The sequence below is a fragment of the Citrobacter sp. MGH100 genome (assembly GCF_001034465.1).
GTDB lineage: Bacteria > Pseudomonadota > Gammaproteobacteria > Enterobacterales > Enterobacteriaceae > Citrobacter > Citrobacter youngae.
Map to the genome: position 1 here is coordinate 78267 of NZ_KQ089802.1, position 17403 is coordinate 95669.

Consider the following 17403-nt stretch of genomic DNA (forward strand, 5'->3'; position numbering starts at 1 on the left):
TCCGGCCTACTGCAACTGATAAGCGCAGCAATATCAGTCGGTTAGAGAAATAAAAAGGGAGGCATTTAGCCTCCCTTTTTTCTACGCGTCTTTCGTTGTCCCCTGCGTGCGCGTGAATGGAACCGGAAGCCAGGCGCGTATCGACAGCCCGCCTCGCTCACTGGTGCCAATTTCCAGCATACCGTTATGGTTATCAATAATACGCTGTACAATCGCCAGTCCCAGGCCCGTGCCGCTGGTGCTACGCGCGCTGTCACCGCGCACAAACGGCTGGAACAGGTGTTGACGCTGTTCCGGTTTGATACCCGGCCCGTCATCTTCGACCTGGAACCAGGCGCGATGCGCTTCCATACCGCTACTGACCTTAATCCAGCCATTACCGTAGCGAGCGGCGTTAACCACCATATTAGCAACCGCGCGCTTGATAGACAGTGGGTGCATCTTCACCTGAATGACGCCTGGGCGTAATGCAGTATCAATTTCACGCTCGTAACCACTTTCTGCCGCGATCACTTCACCTAATACCGAGTTCAGATCGGCCATCTCCATCGGCATCTCCTGACCCGTCCGCAGATAATCGATGAACTGTTCGATAATGGCATTACACTCTTCAATGTCCTTATTGATGGACTCCGCGAGGTATCCGTCTTCTTCGCCCATCATTTCCGTCGCCAGACGGATACGCGTCAGCGGGGTGCGTAAATCATGGCTCACGCCCGCCATTAACAGCGTACGGTCATCGGCCAGCTGTTTTACGCCGGCGGCCATATGGTTGAAGGCTCGGGTAACAGAGCGTACCTCAGAGGCGCCGTACTCGCGCAGCGGCGGCGGAATAATGCCTTTCCCCACCTGTAACGCCGCATGTTCAAGATCCACCAACGGTCGGTTCTGAATACGGATAAACAGCCACGCGCCACCGATAGCCAGCAGCATAATCGCCAGCGTATAGCGGAACAGCGGTGAGAAATCACCCTGATGGATTTCCGTAAGCGGCACGCGTACCCAGATGTTGGGCGACAGCCAGGTTTTCAGCCACACGACCGGCGAGCTCTTGTTCACCTCAACGCGGACTTCCGTCGGGCCGCCCAGTTGCTGCGCCATCTGGTGGCTTAAGAATTCATAGTGTTGCGCCCAACGCAGACCGGCTTCTTCAGCGGCCTCGTTGGAATAGAGGGAAATACCGAGCTCACGGTAAATTTCCCGACGAAATGCAGGTGGCACTACCAGTTGCGTACCGTCCTCCAGTTGCAGTTTATCAGTCATCAGCATACGGACTTCGTAGGCCAGGACCTTATTAAACTGCTGGAGGCTCGGCAGAATCGCGAAGTTCAGCACCACAAGGTAGGTCGTCACCAGGCTTGCAAACAGCAAGGTGACGATAAGCAATAACGTGCGAGCAAACGAACTTCGTGGCGAGAAGCGCATTCGCCTCATGCTTTAGAACCGTCCGGAACAAAGACGTAGCCCAGACCCCATACGGTCTGAATATAACGAGGGTGCGCCGGGTCTTCTTCCACCATACGACGCAGACGAGAAATCTGCACGTCGATGGAACGCTCCATCGCCGAGTATTCACGACCACGGGCCAGGTTCATCAACTTGTCGCGGGACAGCGGTTCACGTGGGTGGCTCACCAGCGCTTTCAGCACCGCAAATTCACCGCTGGTGAGCGGCATAGGCTCATCTTCGCGGAACATTTCACGCGTACCGAGGTTCAGTTTGAACTTACCAAACGCAATGACTGCTTCTTCCTGGGAAGGCGCGCCCGGCAGTTCGTTCGCCTGGCGACGCAGTACAGCGCGGATACGCGCCAGCAGTTCACGCGGGTTAAACGGTTTCGGAATGTAATCGTCAGCGCCGATTTCCAGTCCAACGATACGGTCCACTTCTTCGCCCTTCGCCGTGACCATAATGATCGGCATCGGGTTGCTTTGGCTGCGCAGGCGACGGCAAATAGACAGGCCATCTTCTCCCGGCAGCATTAAATCCAGCACCATCAGGTGGAAAGACTCACGGGTCAGCAGACGATCCATCTGCTCAGCGTTTGCGACGCTTCGAACCTGGAAGCCCTGCTCGGTCAGATAACGTTCCAGAAGCGCACGCAAGCGCATGTCGTCATCGACCACCAGAATCTTATAGTTCTCTTGCATTGTTATTACTCCCAAAGGTTCGCAACAATTAAGTGTATATTCTTAAGAAAGCTAGCGTGAGTCACCAGCGAATTCTGGTATGAATTCCAGGCTAAATTGTTACAAAGCATATTAAACAGCAGCTTAAGTATACAATGTTTCTCGCAATACATTATTTATTCTGTTGATATGCTCATGTAATACTAATTGTGCGCATCATCACAGAGTCGAAGGCAAAACAATAAGATGAAAACGCCCCTGATAACCCGTGAAGGGTATGAAAAACTCAAACAAGAGCTGAATTATCTCTGGCGTGAAGAGCGCCCGGAAGTCACCAAAAAGGTTACCTGGGCCGCAAGTCTGGGTGACCGCAGCGAAAATGCTGACTACCAGTATAATAAAAAGCGCCTGCGTGAGATCGACCGCCGCGTCCGATATTTGACCAAGTGCATGGAGAATCTGAAAATCGTCGATTACTCCCCGCAGCAGGAAGGCAAAGTTTTCTTTGGCGCATGGGTTGAGATTGAAAATGACGATGGCGACATCCGCAAATTCCGTATTGTTGGCTACGATGAGATCTTCGGCCGTAAAGATTACATCTCTATCGATTCGCCGATGGCGCGGGCGCTGCTGAAAAAAGAGGTCGGCGATCTCGCGGTGGTGAACACCCCTGGCGGGGAAGCCAGCTGGTACGTGAATGAGATTGAATACGTTAAGTGAGACCGGAACAATCCGAAGCCCCCGTAGATGACTGGCATTTTTGCCAGTCAATCCGTATAACTATCCCCTGATTTTTTATCCTATAGACGAAGCTATCCATGATGAATGATTCTTTCTGCCGCATTATCGCAGGTGAAATTCAGGCTCGTGCTGAACAGGTAGAAGCTGCCGTTCGCTTGCTTGACGAAGGGAACACCGTGCCGTTTATCGCACGTTATCGTAAGGAAATCACCGGCGGTCTGGATGATACGCAACTGCGTAATCTGGAAACCCGTCTGGGATATCTGCGTGAACTGGAAGACCGCCGTCAGGCAATCCTGAAATCTATCGGCGAGCAAGGCAAACTGACCGACGATCTGGCGAAAGCGATCAACGGCACGTTAAGTAAGACCGAACTCGAAGATCTCTATCTGCCGTACAAACCTAAACGCCGTACCCGTGGGCAAATCGCCATTGAGGCCGGACTGGAGCCGCTGGCAGACCTGCTGTGGAACGAACCGTCTCACGACCCGGAAACGGAAGCCGCTAAATACCTCAACGCCGAGAACGGCTTGGCGGATACCAAAGCCGCACTCGACGGCGCACGCTACATTCTGATGGAGCGCTTCGCAGAAGACGCCGCCCTGCTGGCGAAAGTGCGTGATTACCTGTGGAAAAACGCCCACCTGGTCTCCACCGTGGTAAGCGGTAAAGAAGAGGAAGGCGCGAAGTTCCGCGACTACTTCGATCACCACGAACCGATCTCTACCGTGCCGTCTCACCGTGCGCTGGCCATGTTCCGTGGCCGTAACGAAGGCGTGCTTCAGCTTTCGCTGAATGCCGATCCGCAATTCGATGAGCCGCCAAAAGAGAGCCACGGCGAACAGATTATCCAGAACCACCTGGGACTGCGCCTGAACAACGCCCCTGCCGACAGTTGGCGTAAAGGCGTGGTCAGTTGGACATGGCGAATTAAGGTGCTGATGCACCTCGAAACCGAGCTGATGGGCACCGTGCGTGAACGTGCCGAAGATGAAGCGATTAACGTCTTCGCCCGTAACCTGCACGATCTGCTGATGGCCGCGCCTGCGGGTCTGCGTGCCACCATGGGCCTCGATCCCGGTCTGCGTACCGGCGTGAAGGTGGCGGTTGTTGACGGCACCGGCAAGCTGGTCGCGACCGACACCATTTATCCACACACCGGTCAGGCCGCCAAAGCCGCCGTTGCTGTAGCGGCGCTGTGTGAAAAATACAACGTTGAACTGGTGGCGATTGGTAATGGTACGGCGTCGCGTGAAACCGAACGTTTCTTCCTCGACGTGCAGAAACAGTTCCCGAAAGTCACCGCACAGAAAGTGATCGTCAGCGAAGCCGGGGCATCAGTTTACTCTGCTTCCGAGCTGGCGGCGCAGGAATTCCCGGATCTCGACGTTTCATTGCGTGGCGCGGTGTCTATCGCCCGTCGTCTGCAGGACCCGCTGGCTGAGCTGGTGAAAATCGATCCGAAATCGATCGGCGTGGGCCAGTATCAGCACGACGTTAGCCAGACGCAGTTGGCGCGTAAGCTGGATGCGGTGGTGGAAGACTGCGTAAACGCCGTCGGCGTCGATCTCAATACCGCCTCCGTTCCGCTGTTGACCCGCGTGGCCGGCCTGACGCGCATGATGGCGCAAAACATCGTCGCCTGGCGCGATGAGAACGGTCAGTTCCAGAACCGTCAGCAACTGCTGAAAGTCAGCCGTCTGGGGCCAAAAGCTTTTGAACAGTGCGCGGGCTTCCTGCGCATCAACCATGGCGATAACCCACTGGATGCCTCCACCGTTCACCCGGAAGCCTACCCGATCGTGGAACGCATTCTGGCCGCCACCGAGCAATCGCTGCGTGACCTGATGGGCAACAGCGACGAACTGCGCAATCTGAAAGCTGCCGATTTCACCGATGAACGTTTCGGGGTACCGACCGTCACCGACATCATCAAAGAGCTGGAAAAACCGGGCCGCGACCCGCGTCCTGAATTTAAAACCGCACAGTTTGCCGATGGTGTAGAAACCATGAACGACCTGCTGCCGGGGATGATTCTGGAAGGGGCGGTCACCAACGTCACCAACTTCGGCGCGTTTGTGGATATCGGCGTTCATCAGGATGGACTGGTGCATATCTCTTCATTGTCGAATAAGTTCGTCGACGATCCACACACCGTGGTGAAAGCGGGCGACATCGTGAAGGTGAAAGTGCTGGAAGTTGACCTGCAACGCAAGCGTATCGCGCTGACCATGCGCCTGGACGAGCAGCCGGGTGAAACCAATGCGCGTCGCGGCGGCGGGAATAACGATCGCACTCAGGGCAATCGCCCAGCGCCAAAAGCGGCGAAACCGCGTGGTCGTGACGCCCAGCCTGCGGGCAACAGCGCGATGATGGATGCGCTGGCGGCGGCAATGGGTAAAAAACGCTAAGTTTGGATCATGTGCCGGATGGCGGTGTAAACACCCTGTCCGGCATATTTAATATATTATCTTCTCTCCGCCCCTTATATTTATCACCTCATTAACAAATAAAACCTTAATTAAACATTAAGAAAGTCAATAATGACACTGCAGAAACATTCATTCCAAAGCGGAATAAATGTTGAGAAATATCAAAATTGGCTCAAATTATTGTTCAATTCTACATTCCGTCACATTTATTCTATTGATGATAGAAACCATTCTCATTATCATTGTTTTGTTGATTATTTACTCTTTCCTTACGTTGGCTAATCATCTGGTCTCATGCCGCCCTGTCGCCCCATGAGGTAATCATCCAGTTAGCGAGATATAAGTAGGTCCCTATGCAATTCACTCCTGACAGTGCGTGGAAAATTACCGGCTTTGCCCGTGAAATCAGCCCGGCTTATCGTCAGAAACTGTTGTCACTTGGCATGCTGCCCGGCTCCTCCTTCAACGTGGTACGCGTCGCCCCGCTCGGCGATCCTATCCATATCGAAACGCGTCGCGTAAGCCTGGTATTGCGTAAGAAAGATCTGGCGTTATTAGAAGTGGAAGCGGTTTCCTGTTAATACAGTGAGTCTATAAAAATGAAAAAACTAACCATTGGTTTAATTGGTAATCCTAATTCCGGCAAGACAACCTTATTCAACCAGCTCACCGGCGCGCGCCAGCGTGTAGGTAACTGGGCTGGCGTTACCGTTGAGCGTAAAGAAGGTCATTTCGCCACAACGGACCATCAGGTCACGCTGGTGGATTTACCTGGCACCTATTCACTGACGACAATCTCATCCCAGACCTCTCTCGATGAGCAAATTGCCTGTCACTATATTTTGAGCGGTGATGCGGATCTGTTGATCAACGTGGTCGATGCGTCAAATCTTGAACGCAATCTCTACCTGACGTTGCAACTGCTTGAGTTGGGCATCCCCTGCATCGTCGCGTTGAATATGCTGGATATCGCTGAAAAGCAGCAAATCCGTATTGATATCGACGCCCTCTCAGCACGTCTTGGCTGCCCGGTGGTTCCGCTGGTTTCCACCCGAGCCCGCGGCATTGAAGCGCTGAAGCTGGCGATCGACCGCTACAAAGAAAACGACACCGTCGAGCTGGTCCATTATGCCCAGCCGTTGCTGCAGGAAGCGGATTCCCTCGCCGACGCGATGGCCAAAGACATGCCATTGAAACAGCGCCGCTGGCTGGGTCTGCAGATGCTGGAAGGCGATATCTACAGCCGCGCCTATGCGGGTGATGCCGCGCAAAATCTCGATGCTTCCATCGCACGCCTGAGCGAGACTATGGACGATCCGGCGCTGCACATCGCCGATGCGCGCTATCAGTGCATTGCCGCTATCTGCGATACCGTCAGCAATACTCTGACGGCAGAACCGAGCCGTTTCACCACCGCGGTAGATAAAATCGTTCTCAACCGCTTCCTCGGGCTACCGATTTTCCTGTTCGTGATGTACCTGATGTTCCTGCTCGCCATTAACATCGGCGGCGCGCTGCAACCGTTGTTTGACGTCGGCTCCGTGGCGCTCTTTATTCATGGTATTCAGTGGATTGGCTACACGCTGCACTTCCCGGACTGGCTAACCATCTTCCTGGCCCAGGGCCTTGGCGGCGGGATTAACACCGTGCTACCGCTGGTACCGCAAATCGGCATGATGTACCTGTTCCTCTCCTTCCTTGAAGACTCCGGCTACATGGCGCGCGCCGCATTTGTGATGGACCGTCTGATGCAGGCGCTGGGACTGCCGGGCAAATCGTTTGTGCCGCTGATCGTCGGCTTTGGCTGTAACGTACCGTCCGTGATGGGCGCACGTACGCTGGACGCCCCGCGTGAGCGTCTGATGACCATCATGATGGCGCCGTTTATGTCCTGCGGCGCACGTCTGGCGATTTTCGCCGTGTTTGCCGCAGCATTCTTTGGTCAGAACGGCGCACTGGCGGTCTTCTCGCTGTACGTACTGGGTATCGTGATGGCGGTGTTGACGGGCCTGATGCTCAAACACACCATCATGCGTGGTGAAGCAACGCCGTTCGTGATGGAGCTGCCGGTATACCACGTGCCGCACATCAAGAGTCTGATCATTCAAACGTGGCAACGCCTGAAAGGCTTCGTTCTGCGTGCGGGTAAAGTCATCATCATCGTCAGCATTTTCCTCAGCGCGTTTAACAGCTTCTCGCTGAGCGGAAAAATCGTCGACAACATCAACGACTCTGCGCTGGCCTCCGTTAGCCGTGTTATTACTCCAGTGTTTAAACCGATTGGCGTTCACGAAGATAACTGGCAGGCAACCGTAGGTTTGTTCACCGGCGCGATGGCGAAAGAAGTGGTAGTTGGTACACTGAACACGCTCTATACCGCAGAAAACATTCAGGAAGAAGAGTTCAATCCGGCAGATTTCCACCTTGGCGACGAGCTGCTCGGTGCGGTGGATGAAACCTGGCAAAGCCTGAAAGACACCTTCAGCCTGAGCGTACTGGCCAACCCTATCGAAGCCAGCAAGGGCGACGGAGAAATGGCGACGGGCGCAATGGGCGTGATGGGTGAGAAATTTGGCAGCGCCGCCGCCGCGTACAGCTACCTGATTTTCGTGCTGCTGTATGTGCCGTGCATTTCAGTGATGGGCGCTATCGCACGTGAATCCAGCCGTGGCTGGATGGGCTTCTCGGTTTTGTGGGGGCTGAATATCGCTTATTCGCTGTCAACGCTGTTTTATCAGGCGGTCAGCTACAAAGAACACCCGACCTACAGCCTGGTGTGCATTTTAGCGGTCATCCTGTTTAACATCGTGTTACTGGGCCTGCTGCGTCGAGCACGTAGCCGTGTGGACCTCGCACTGCTGGCGACCAACCGAACGGCAAGTTCCTGCTGCTCCAGCACCACTGGCGATTGCCACTAAGGTTATCGACAATGGCATCGCTTATTCAGGTTCGTGATTTATTGGCTTTGCGGGGGCGCATGGAGGCAACACAAATTAGCCACACGCTGCACACCCCGCAGCCGATGATTGACGCCATGCTGAATCAGTTAGAAAAGATGGGCAAAGCGGTGCGGATTCAGGAAGATGCCGACGGGTGTCTTTCCGGAAGCTGCAAAAGTTGCCCGGAAGGTAAAGCCTGCCTGCGCGAATGGTGGGCTTTACGCTAATCAGATGCTCTTTGCCGGATGGCGCTACGCTTATCCGGCCTACAAATGGTGCAAACGTCCAGGCCGGATAATTCGTTTATGCAGATATCCGTTACTTTAGAAGCAATTCAGTTTCTGTTTTAACGCCACCAGCGCTGCGCAAAACTCGGCGGGATGCGAGATAAACGGTGCATGCGCCGCCTTAGCAAACACCAAAGACTCGCTCTGCGGCCAGAGGGCATCGAGCATTGGGACGACTTTGCGCGGCACCAGCCCGTCAAGATAGCCGTACAACCGCAGGAAAGGCATTTCCACCGAGCACAACGGCTCACGCAAATCGACCGTTTTCAGGATCTCCAGCCCGCCATTAAGTACCTCGACGTCCGGCATGGGTAATGCCAACACCGTTTTCTTCAGCGCTCGCGCATCCTGACGTGCGGTTTCCGTGCCCATCGTTTGCAACGCCAGAAAACGCTCCACTGTACGCTGGAAATCTTCGCTCAGCTGCTGCTGGAAGCCTGCCAGCACTTCTGGCTTGATGCCTGGCCACTCCTCGCGCGCGCTAAAGCAAGGGGAAGAGGCCACGGTCACCAGCGCCTGAACACGCTCAGGATGGGTTAACGCCACCTGGCTTGCAACCAGCCCGCCCAGGCTCCAGCCGAGCCAAATGGCCTTCTCCGGTGCCTGTTTTAATACTCGCTCAGCCATCTCTTCCAGCGACATCGCGCCGAAACCCTGGCTGCGGCCAAATCCCGGTAAGTCGACAAGATGCAGCGTGAAATGCGAGCTCAGTTCCTCGCTTATGCAATGCCACACCTCTGCATTCAGTCCCCATCCGTGCAGCAGCACAAGATGGCAATTTCCCGAACCCTGGGTCTGCCACCAGATGTCATTCATCAGTTACTGTTCTCTTTTAGCTAACAAGGATGTCTCTATGCTAACAGTACCAGGATTATGCTGGCTATGCCGAATGCCGCTGAGGTTAGGGCATTGGGGGATCTGCTCAGTCTGTACGCGGGCAACGCGTCAACACGCCAACCTATGCCCCCAATGTGGACTCCCTGCAGCTCATACCATCATTCCCTGTGGGCGCTGCCTGCAAAAACCGCCGCCGTGGCAGCGGCTGGTCACCGTCAGCGACTATGTTCCGCCGTTGAGCGGGCTTATCCACCAGCTCAAGTTTTCGCGACGCAGCGAAACAGCCTCCGCTCTTTCGCGTTTGCTGTTGCTGGAGGTACTACAGGCCCGACGTGTCAGCGCTCTTCCTCTGCCGGACAGGCTCGTCAGCGTACCGCTCTGGCAGCGACGGCACTGGCGCAGGGGGTTTAATCAGAGCGAATTACTGTGTCGCCCACTGGCGCGCTGGCTGGGCTGCGACTGGGACAGCCGGACCATATCGCGGGTTCGGGCAACCGCCACGCAGCACCATCTCAGCGCCCGATTGCGTAAACGTAACCTGAAAAACGCCTTTCGCCTTGAATTGCCGGTGCAGGGACTCCATATGGTTATTGTGGATGATGTCGTCACTACCGGAAGTACCGTCGCGGAAATCGCGCAGCTGCTTTTACGCAACGGCGCGGCGACTGTCCAGGTATGGTGCCTGTGTCGAACCTTGTAGAGCCTCGATGATGGGCGTATTATAACCAAGTAAAATAGTCAACTATTAGGCCATTACTATGATCCATATTTCCGATGCTGCACAAGCGCACTTTGCCAAACTGCTGGCAAATCAGGAAGAAGGGACACAAATCCGCGTATTTGTGATTAATCCCGGCACGCCTAACGCTGAATGCGGCGTTTCTTATTGTCCGCCAGACGCCGTGGAAGCAACCGACACCGCCATTAAATTTGACCTGCTGACCGCATATGTTGATGAACTGAGCGCACCGTATCTGGAAGATGCAGAAATCGATTTCGTTACCGACCAGTTAGGCTCCCAGCTGACCCTGAAAGCGCCAAACGCCAAAATGCGTAAAGTTGCCGATGATGCACCGCTGATGGAACGCGTGGAGTACATGCTGCAATCGCAGATCAACCCGCAGCTGGCAGGCCACGGTGGTCGCGTATCTCTGATGGAAATCACCGATGAAGGCTACGCCATTCTGCAGTTTGGCGGCGGCTGTAACGGCTGTTCAATGGTCGATGTGACGCTGAAAGAAGGTATCGAGAAGCAGCTGCTGGCTGAATTCCCGGAACTGAAAGGCGTTCGCGATTTAACCGAACACCAGCGTGGCGAGCACTCTTACTACTAGCGACCAGACTTGTAGGCCCGGTAAGACGCATCCGCGTCGCCATCGGGCATTGATGCCGGATGGCAGCGTAAACGCTTTATCCGGCCTACGCCCTTACATTTCTCTGCACGTACCCTGCAACAATCCCCCCGCATAATTTGACCAGCCTCTCATAATTTAAATTTTGCCTGTCCAGGTGATTCTCAAGCGCAGTATGTTACCCGTATCATTCGTATCAGCACCCAAGACGCACATAACAGCCAGCGAAACTGATTAGTTTTACGGGCAATCAGCATTGGTGCTGTGAATACGCTGTTCCCGGTCGGGACAATCGGAATTTGTCATCTAAACACTGACGTTACCCATAACAAAGTAAAGGCCAGGTAAATCATGCCATTAGTCATCGTTGCTATCGGTGTAATCTTGTTACTCCTCCTGATGATCCGTTTCAAAATGAACGGTTTCATCGCTCTCGTCCTGGTGGCGCTTGCTGTCGGATTGATGCAAGGGATGCCACTGGATAAAGTCATTGGTTCGATTAAAGCCGGTGTCGGCGGAACCCTTGGCAGCCTCGCCCTGATTATGGGTTTTGGCGCCATGCTGGGCAAAATGCTGGCGGACTGCGGCGGCGCACAGCGCATCGCAACCACCCTGATTGCTAAATTCGGCAAAAAACATATTCAGTGGGCGGTGGTATTAACCGGCTTCACCGTTGGTTTTGCCCTGTTCTACGAAGTTGGTTTCGTACTGATGCTGCCGCTGGTGTTCACCATTGCCGCTGCTGCCAATATCCCGCTGCTGTACGTTGGCGTGCCGATGGCTGCCGCGCTGTCCGTAACGCACGGCTTCCTGCCGCCGCACCCGGGTCCGACTGCTATCGCCACTATTTTCCATGCAGATATGGGTAAAACCCTGCTGTTTGGTACGATTCTGGCAATCCCGACCGTTATTCTCGCCGGTCCTGTTTACGCACGTTTCCTGAAAGGTATCGATAAGCCGATCCCGGAAGGTCTGTACAGCGCGAAAACCTTCACTGAAGAAGAGATGCCAGGCTTTGGCGTCAGCGTCTGGACCTCTCTGGTCCCGGTTATTCTGATGGCGATGCGCGCCGTGGCGGAGATGATCCTGCCGAAAGGACATGCTTTCCTGACTGTTGCAGAATTCCTCGGTGACCCGGTTATGGCAACGCTTATCGCGGTGCTGATTGCGATGTTCACGTTTGGTCTGAACCGTGGACGTTCGATGGATCAGATTAACGACACGCTGGTGTCCTCAATCAAAATCATCGCGATGATGCTGTTGATTATCGGTGGTGGCGGTGCCTTCAAACAGGTCCTGGTTGATAGCGGCGTGGACAAATACATCGCTTCAATGATGCATGGCTCTAACGTGTCTCCACTGCTGATGGCATGGTCTATTGCGGCGGTCCTGCGTATCGCACTGGGTTCAGCAACCGTTGCGGCAATCACCGCTGGCGGGATTGTGGCACCACTAATTGCAACGACCGGCGTAAGCCCTGAGCTAATGGTTATTGCAGTCGGTTCCGGTTCTGTCATTTTCTCCCACGTGAACGATCCTGGCTTCTGGCTGTTCAAGGAGTACTTCAACCTGACCATCGGTGAAACCATCAAGTCATGGTCAATGCTGGAAACCATTATTTCAGTATGCGGCCTGGTAGGGTGCCTGCTGTTAAATATGGCAATCTGATGTAAAAAAGCCGGGTGGCGCTAGCGCCTACCCGGCTTAATTTCTTTACTTCTTCTTCGCCGCTGCTTTTCGCCGCTTATCCAAATCCTTAATCAGCTTGTTCACGCCCTCATCTGCAAACATCTGCTCCAGTGTGGCGGTGAGCTTACGCCGCCAGTTTTTGTACTGGTCGCTGGTCCCCGGAATGTTGACCGGTTCAGCCATATCCAGCCAGTCTTCCGGTTGCAGGCCCAGCAACGCGCTGTTGCTGTCAGCGATGTAGCGTTGCATGCCGCGATTAAGAATCGGCGTCATCGACATCAGTGACGCCTTGTGACCAGCACGTTTTGGCAGGCAGCCGTATTTGTGCAGCGCGTCCAGCAGCCCCTGTTTCGCCAGCTCCCGGTCCTGATACAACCCCCGCAGCACGACTTCATCCGGGTACAGGCCCAGCGCCTTACCCAGCGTCAAATCGCCGCTATCCCAATAACCTTTAAGCGTAGGAAGGTCATGCGTCGCCGCGACTGCCATTGATTGTTCCGGGTACGCTTTCGGCGCACGGAAGTTTTTCTCATGGTCATTCTCGAAATAAAGCACTTTGTAGGAGTACACGCCGCTGTCGCGCAGCTTGCTGACGATCTCCACGGGAACGGTACCCAGATCCTCACCAATTACCATGCAGTGATGACGTTTACTCTCCAGCGCCAGAATTGAAAGCAGATCGTCGACCGGATAGTGCACGTAAGCGCCGTGATCGGCAGTTTCACCGTAGGGGATCCACCACAGACGCAGCATCGACATAACATGGTCGATACGCAGCGCGCCGCAGTTCTGCATATTGGCGCGCAGCAGTTCGATAAACGGTTCGTAGGCCCGTGCCGTGATGATGTGCGGATCCATCGGCGGCAGCCCCCAGTTTTGCCCAAGCGGCCCAAGAATATCCGGCGGCGCGCCAACTGAGGCTTTCAGACAATACAGTTCACGGTCACACCAGGTCTCTGACCCACCTTCTGCCACACCAACCGCCAGGTCGCGATACAGTCCAATCGGCATCGCAAAACCCTGGCTGGTTTTCCAGCAGTCAGCAAACTGGGTATACGCCAGCCACTGCAGCCACAGGTAGAAATCCACCTCATCACGATGCTCTGCGCAGAACTGTTTGACCTCCGGCGAATCTACCGACTGAAAAGCTTCCGGCCACACCGGCCATCCCCAGCGCAACGCATCCTCTTGCACCTGATGCGCATGCAACGCGTCAAAGGCTGCCTGCCAGTACAGGCTATCTCCTTCCTGAGCCACAAACTGGCGAAATGCCGCCATCTGCTCATCGTCACGTGCAGAGAAATTTTTCCACGCCATGCGCAGCGCCGTCATCTTCAGTGCGGTAACAGCAGAATAATCAACCCACTCACTATCGCGCGCACGTTGCAGGGTTTGCTGAGTCGCGGGTTTCTGCCACCACGCCTGCGCCTCTTTACTCAGGCGGAAATCATCTACTGCGTTAACATCAATATAAATAACGTTCAGCCAGCGACGTGACGACGGGCTGTACGGGCTGGCGCTTTCCGGGTTCGCCGGATACAGCGCGTGAATAGGATTAAGCCCGATAAACGCGCCGCCGCGTTGCGCCACATCTACCAGCATGGCGCGGAGATCGCCAAAGTCGCCAATCCCCCAGTTTTTCTCTGAACGCAGGGTGTAGAGCTGAACGCATGCGCCCCACAGTTTTTGCCCCTCCAGCAGCGCCTGCGGTTCATAGCAGCGCTTTGGCGCCACGATGACACGACAGTGGGTGCGCAGCTCGCCCTGCGTCAATGTCAGCGTGTGATAGCCCTCCGACAGTTTCGTCGGAAGGTGAAAAGATTTGCCGCCGATGGCATGCCCTTTGTGCTGTACGCCATCTTCAGTGGTCAGCAGCCAGCTAAACTCTCCGCTTCCCTCAACCGCCAGCGACATTTTCTTACCGGCGGTATAAACCATGACATTCGGCACTGGCGTCACCGCCACCTGCGTGGCGGCGGTGGTGCGATGCATGGCTTCAAGCAAACGCCGCTTGGTTTCGGCGCCAATAGACTGCGGTTTGCCGTAAGCGTTAATGTAATTGGGGCTGATCCCCGCCGCCAGCGCGGCATTATCCAGACGTTTGCTTTCCATCGCGATTCCTTAACGTTTCGCCTGCCAGATACGGGCCTGATAATCGCGGATGGAGCGATCCGAGCTGAACATGCCGCAACGTGCGGTATTCAGAATCGCCGCCCGGGTCCAGGCTTCCTGGTCACGATACAACACGTCAACCTGCTTCTGAGCTTCAACGTAGGCCGCGAAGTCCGCCATCACCAGATACGGGTCGCCGCCCTGCTTGCCGATACTGTGCAGCATCTGGTCAAAGGCATGCTTGTCGCCGTCGCTGTATTTCCCGCTTTCCAGCTCTTTCAGGACCGCATCCAGCACTTTGTCTTTCTTACGCCATTTCACCGGATCGTAACCTTTGGCCTTGAGCGCCTTCACCTCTTCCACGGTATGACCAAAGATAAAGATATTCTCGTCGCCCACTTTTTCGGCGATTTCGACGTTTGCGCCATCCAGCGTACCGACAGTTAAGGCGCCATTCAGCGCCAGCTTCATGTTGCCGGTGCCGGAAGCCTCTTTCCCTGCGGTTGAGATCTGCTCAGAGATATCCGCCGCCGGGATCAGCATTTCCGCCGCTGAGACACAGTAATCCGGCAGGAACACGACCTTCAACTTATCGCCAACTTTCGGGTCGTTATTGATGGTTTCCGCCACCTTGTTAATGGCGAAGATGATATTTTTCGCCAGGTAGTAACCCGGAGCCGCTTTCGCCCCAAACAGGAATACGCGCGGCACGCGATCGGCCTGCGGGTTCTCACGGATTTCTTTGTACAACGCCAGAATATGCAGCAGGTTCAGGTGCTGACGCTTGTACTCATGCAGACGTTTAATCTGAATATCAAAAATCGCGTTAGTCGTTATCTCAATACCGGTTCGCGCTTTAATAAACTTCACCAGACGCGCTTTGTTCTCCAGCTTGATGTCACGATACTGCTGACGGAACTTCGCGTCGTCGGCGTATTTTTCCAGATTAATCAGCTGGTCGAGATCGTTGGCCCACTCTTTTTTCAGCGATTTATCCAGCAGCGCTGCCAGCGCCGGGTTGCACTGCTTAATCCAGCGACGTGGGGTAATCCCGTTGGTGACGTTATGGAATTTGTTCGGCCACAGTTGGTGATATTCCGGGAACAGATCTTTCACCACCAGATCGGAGTGCAGCGCTGCCACACCATTAACCGCAAAGCCGCTGACCACGCACATGTTGGCCATGCGCACCTGTTTGTTGTGCACCACCGCCAGCTTCGCCCAGACTTCAGCATCACCCGGCCAGGTTTTATCGACCAGCGTCTTAAAGCGGTCGTTAATCTCTTTGATGATTTGCATATGGCGCGGTAATAGCGCTTTCACCAGCTTCTCATCCCAGCACTCCAGCGCCTCTGGCATCAAAGTGTGGTTGGTATACGCAAACGTCTTGCTGGTGATCGTCCATGCATCGTCCCAGCTCATCTGGTGCTCATCGATCAGCACGCGCAGCAGCTCAGGAATGGCAATGGTCGGGTGGGTGTCGTTCAGTTGAATAACTTCAAAATCAGCCAGCTCATGCAGTTTACGCCCTGCCAGATGATGGCGGCGCAGAATATCGGCTACGGAGCAGGCGCACTGGAAGTACTGCTGCATCAGGCGCAGCTTTTTACCCGCCGTGTGGTTGTCGTTCGGGTACAGCACTTTGGTCAGTTTTTCAGCGTCGATACCCTGCTGCTCGGCACGCAGGAAATCACCGTCGTTAAATTTGGTCAGGTTAAACGGATGCGCATGGCTGGCCTGCCACAGACGCAGCGGCTGCGCCACGCCGTTGCGGTAGCCGAGAACCGGTAGATCCCAGGCCTGACCGGTGATGATGAATCCCGGCTCCCAGTGGCCTTGTTTGCTGACCTTGCCGCCAATCCCTACCTGCACATCCAGCGCTTCGTTGTGACGGAACCACGGGTAGCTGCCGCGATGCCAGTCATCCGGAGCTTCCATCTGTTGCCCATCAGCAAATGACTGACGGAATAAGCCGTACTGATAGTTGAGGCCATAGCCCGTCGCCGACTGGCCAACCGTTGCCATCGAGTCGAGGAAACACGCAGCCAGACGGCCCAGCCCCCCGTTCCCCAACGCCGGATCGGTTTCTTCTTCCAGCAAGTCGGTCAGGTTGATGTCGTGTGCTTTCAGCTCGTCGCTCACCGCCTGATACCAGCCCAGGTTGAGCAAGTTGTTCCCCGTCAGACGGCCAATCAAAAACTCCATTGAGATATAGTTAACATGGCGCTGATTTTTTGCCGGTTTCACCGCAGGCTGGGCGCTGAGTAACTCAGCCAACGCCCCACTCACGGCCTGCCACCACTGGCGCGACGTCATTTCGTGAGCCGACGATAAACCGAAGCGCTGCCACTGACGCGTCAGGGCAGCCTGAAATTGATCTTTGTTGAAAGTAGGCTGTGACATAGGGATTCCAGGTCCTTAGGTAATAAACAACGTTATCGCTAGTTTGCCAGGCTCGTTGTTGACCTTCCTCATCCTGCCAGGGATTAGGTAGGGAGGAGGAGCGGGGATGAGCGTTAAAATGTGATCGCCGCCACTTTACGAGGGGTATTATGGCTGATAAATACGCAGGCTCTGCGCATACCCCTGAAATGCATCGCGGTTTTCGCATTAATCAAAAGGGATTATCCAGACAATATCAAACAGGAAGATGACATTTAGAAAAAATATGTAAACGGAGAAATAGTTTCTAACCTGAAATACACATTCTGCTTGAGATATTTCACATGAAAGTTTTAAGTCGAGCACAAAATTCATCGACTTTTATTCATCACCACAGTAACCATATAAAAGAAGAGGAGTTATTCCGCCCCGTAAAAATAACGCTGGATCCAGTCACCATGCCTGTTGCGACTCTTTAAAACAATTATTGCAATAGATGTATA

13 protein-coding genes are annotated in these 17403 nt (G+C 54.5%); 8 read left to right on the forward strand and 5 right to left on the reverse strand.

The features are described from left to right. Positions 1-81: 81 nt before the first annotated feature. Positions 82-1434 carry a two-component system sensor histidine kinase EnvZ gene (envZ, locus tag SK32_RS18300; RefSeq protein WP_048213556.1) on the reverse strand — a complete coding sequence of 451 codons (1353 nt, stop codon included), beginning with the start codon at positions 1432-1434 and terminating at the stop codon, positions 82-84. After that, positions 1431-2150 carry an osmolarity response regulator transcription factor OmpR gene (gene ompR, locus SK32_RS18305; protein WP_001157751.1) on the reverse strand — a complete coding sequence of 240 codons (720 nt, stop codon included), beginning with the start codon at positions 2148-2150 and terminating at the stop codon, positions 1431-1433. The genes envZ and ompR overlap by 4 nt, the downstream gene beginning before the upstream one ends. A 225-nt stretch (positions 2151-2375) precedes the next feature. Here ompR and greB point away from each other — a divergent pair, with 225 nt between their 5' ends. From greB to feoC, 5 genes are all read left to right on the forward strand, one after another. Further along, positions 2376-2849 carry a transcription elongation factor GreB gene (gene greB, locus SK32_RS18310; RefSeq protein ID WP_003023524.1) on the forward strand — a complete coding sequence of 158 codons (474 nt, stop codon included), beginning with the start codon at positions 2376-2378 and terminating at the stop codon, positions 2847-2849. 98 nt (positions 2850-2947) lie between these two features. Further along, positions 2948-5281, forward strand: coding sequence for a Tex family protein (locus tag SK32_RS18315; RefSeq protein WP_048213557.1), 2334 nt, complete (start codon positions 2948-2950; stop codon positions 5279-5281). A gap of 374 nt (positions 5282-5655) precedes the next feature. Next, on the forward strand, positions 5656-5883 hold the full coding sequence (gene feoA / locus SK32_RS18320; protein ID WP_003023519.1) for a ferrous iron transporter A: 228 nt from the start codon (positions 5656-5658) through the stop codon (positions 5881-5883). Positions 5884-5901: 18 nt separating this feature from the next. Beyond that, a complete protein-coding gene (feoB, locus tag SK32_RS18325) occupies positions 5902-8220 on the forward strand; it encodes a Fe(2+) transporter permease subunit FeoB (protein WP_048213558.1) in 2319 nt (772 codons plus the stop codon). 11 nt (positions 8221-8231) lie between these two features. Then, positions 8232-8468, forward strand: coding sequence for a [Fe-S]-dependent transcriptional repressor FeoC (gene feoC, locus SK32_RS18330; protein ID WP_003023516.1), 237 nt, complete (start codon positions 8232-8234; stop codon positions 8466-8468). 96 nt (positions 8469-8564) lie between these two features. On the opposite strand, the gene bioH is transcribed toward feoC, so the two are convergent. Next, a complete protein-coding gene (gene bioH, locus SK32_RS18335; protein WP_048213559.1) occupies positions 8565-9344 on the reverse strand; it encodes a pimeloyl-ACP methyl ester esterase BioH in 780 nt (259 codons plus the stop codon). 37 nt (positions 9345-9381) lie between these two features. Between bioH and gntX the strand changes: the two genes are divergently transcribed. The 3 genes from gntX (at position 9382) to gntT (ending at position 12385) form a co-directional block, all read left to right on the forward strand. Continuing rightward, the gene (gene gntX / locus SK32_RS18340; RefSeq protein ID WP_048213560.1) at positions 9382-10065 is read left to right on the forward strand and encodes a DNA utilization protein GntX; all 684 of its coding nucleotides are present in this window, start codon (positions 9382-9384) and stop codon (positions 10063-10065) included. Positions 10066-10123: 58 nt separating this feature from the next. Then, complete coding sequence (nfuA, locus tag SK32_RS18345; protein ID WP_003023509.1) at positions 10124-10699, forward strand: Fe-S biogenesis protein NfuA; 576 nt, start codon at positions 10124-10126, stop codon at positions 10697-10699. Positions 10700-11068: 369 nt separating this feature from the next. Then, positions 11069-12385 (forward strand): gluconate transporter, encoded by a 1317-nt coding sequence (gene gntT / locus SK32_RS18350; RefSeq protein WP_032950402.1) that lies wholly within the window; start codon positions 11069-11071, stop codon positions 12383-12385. Positions 12386-12430: 45 nt separating this feature from the next. Here the strand turns inward: gntT and malQ are convergent, their stop codons facing one another. Next, entirely contained in the window at positions 12431-14518 is a 2088-nt protein-coding gene (malQ, locus tag SK32_RS18355) for a 4-alpha-glucanotransferase (protein WP_048213561.1), read from the reverse strand. A 9-nt stretch (positions 14519-14527) separates the two neighbouring features. Continuing rightward, positions 14528-16921 carry a maltodextrin phosphorylase gene (malP, locus tag SK32_RS18360; RefSeq protein WP_048213562.1) on the reverse strand — a complete coding sequence of 798 codons (2394 nt, stop codon included), beginning with the start codon at positions 16919-16921 and terminating at the stop codon, positions 14528-14530. Positions 16922-17403: the final 482 nt, after the last annotated feature.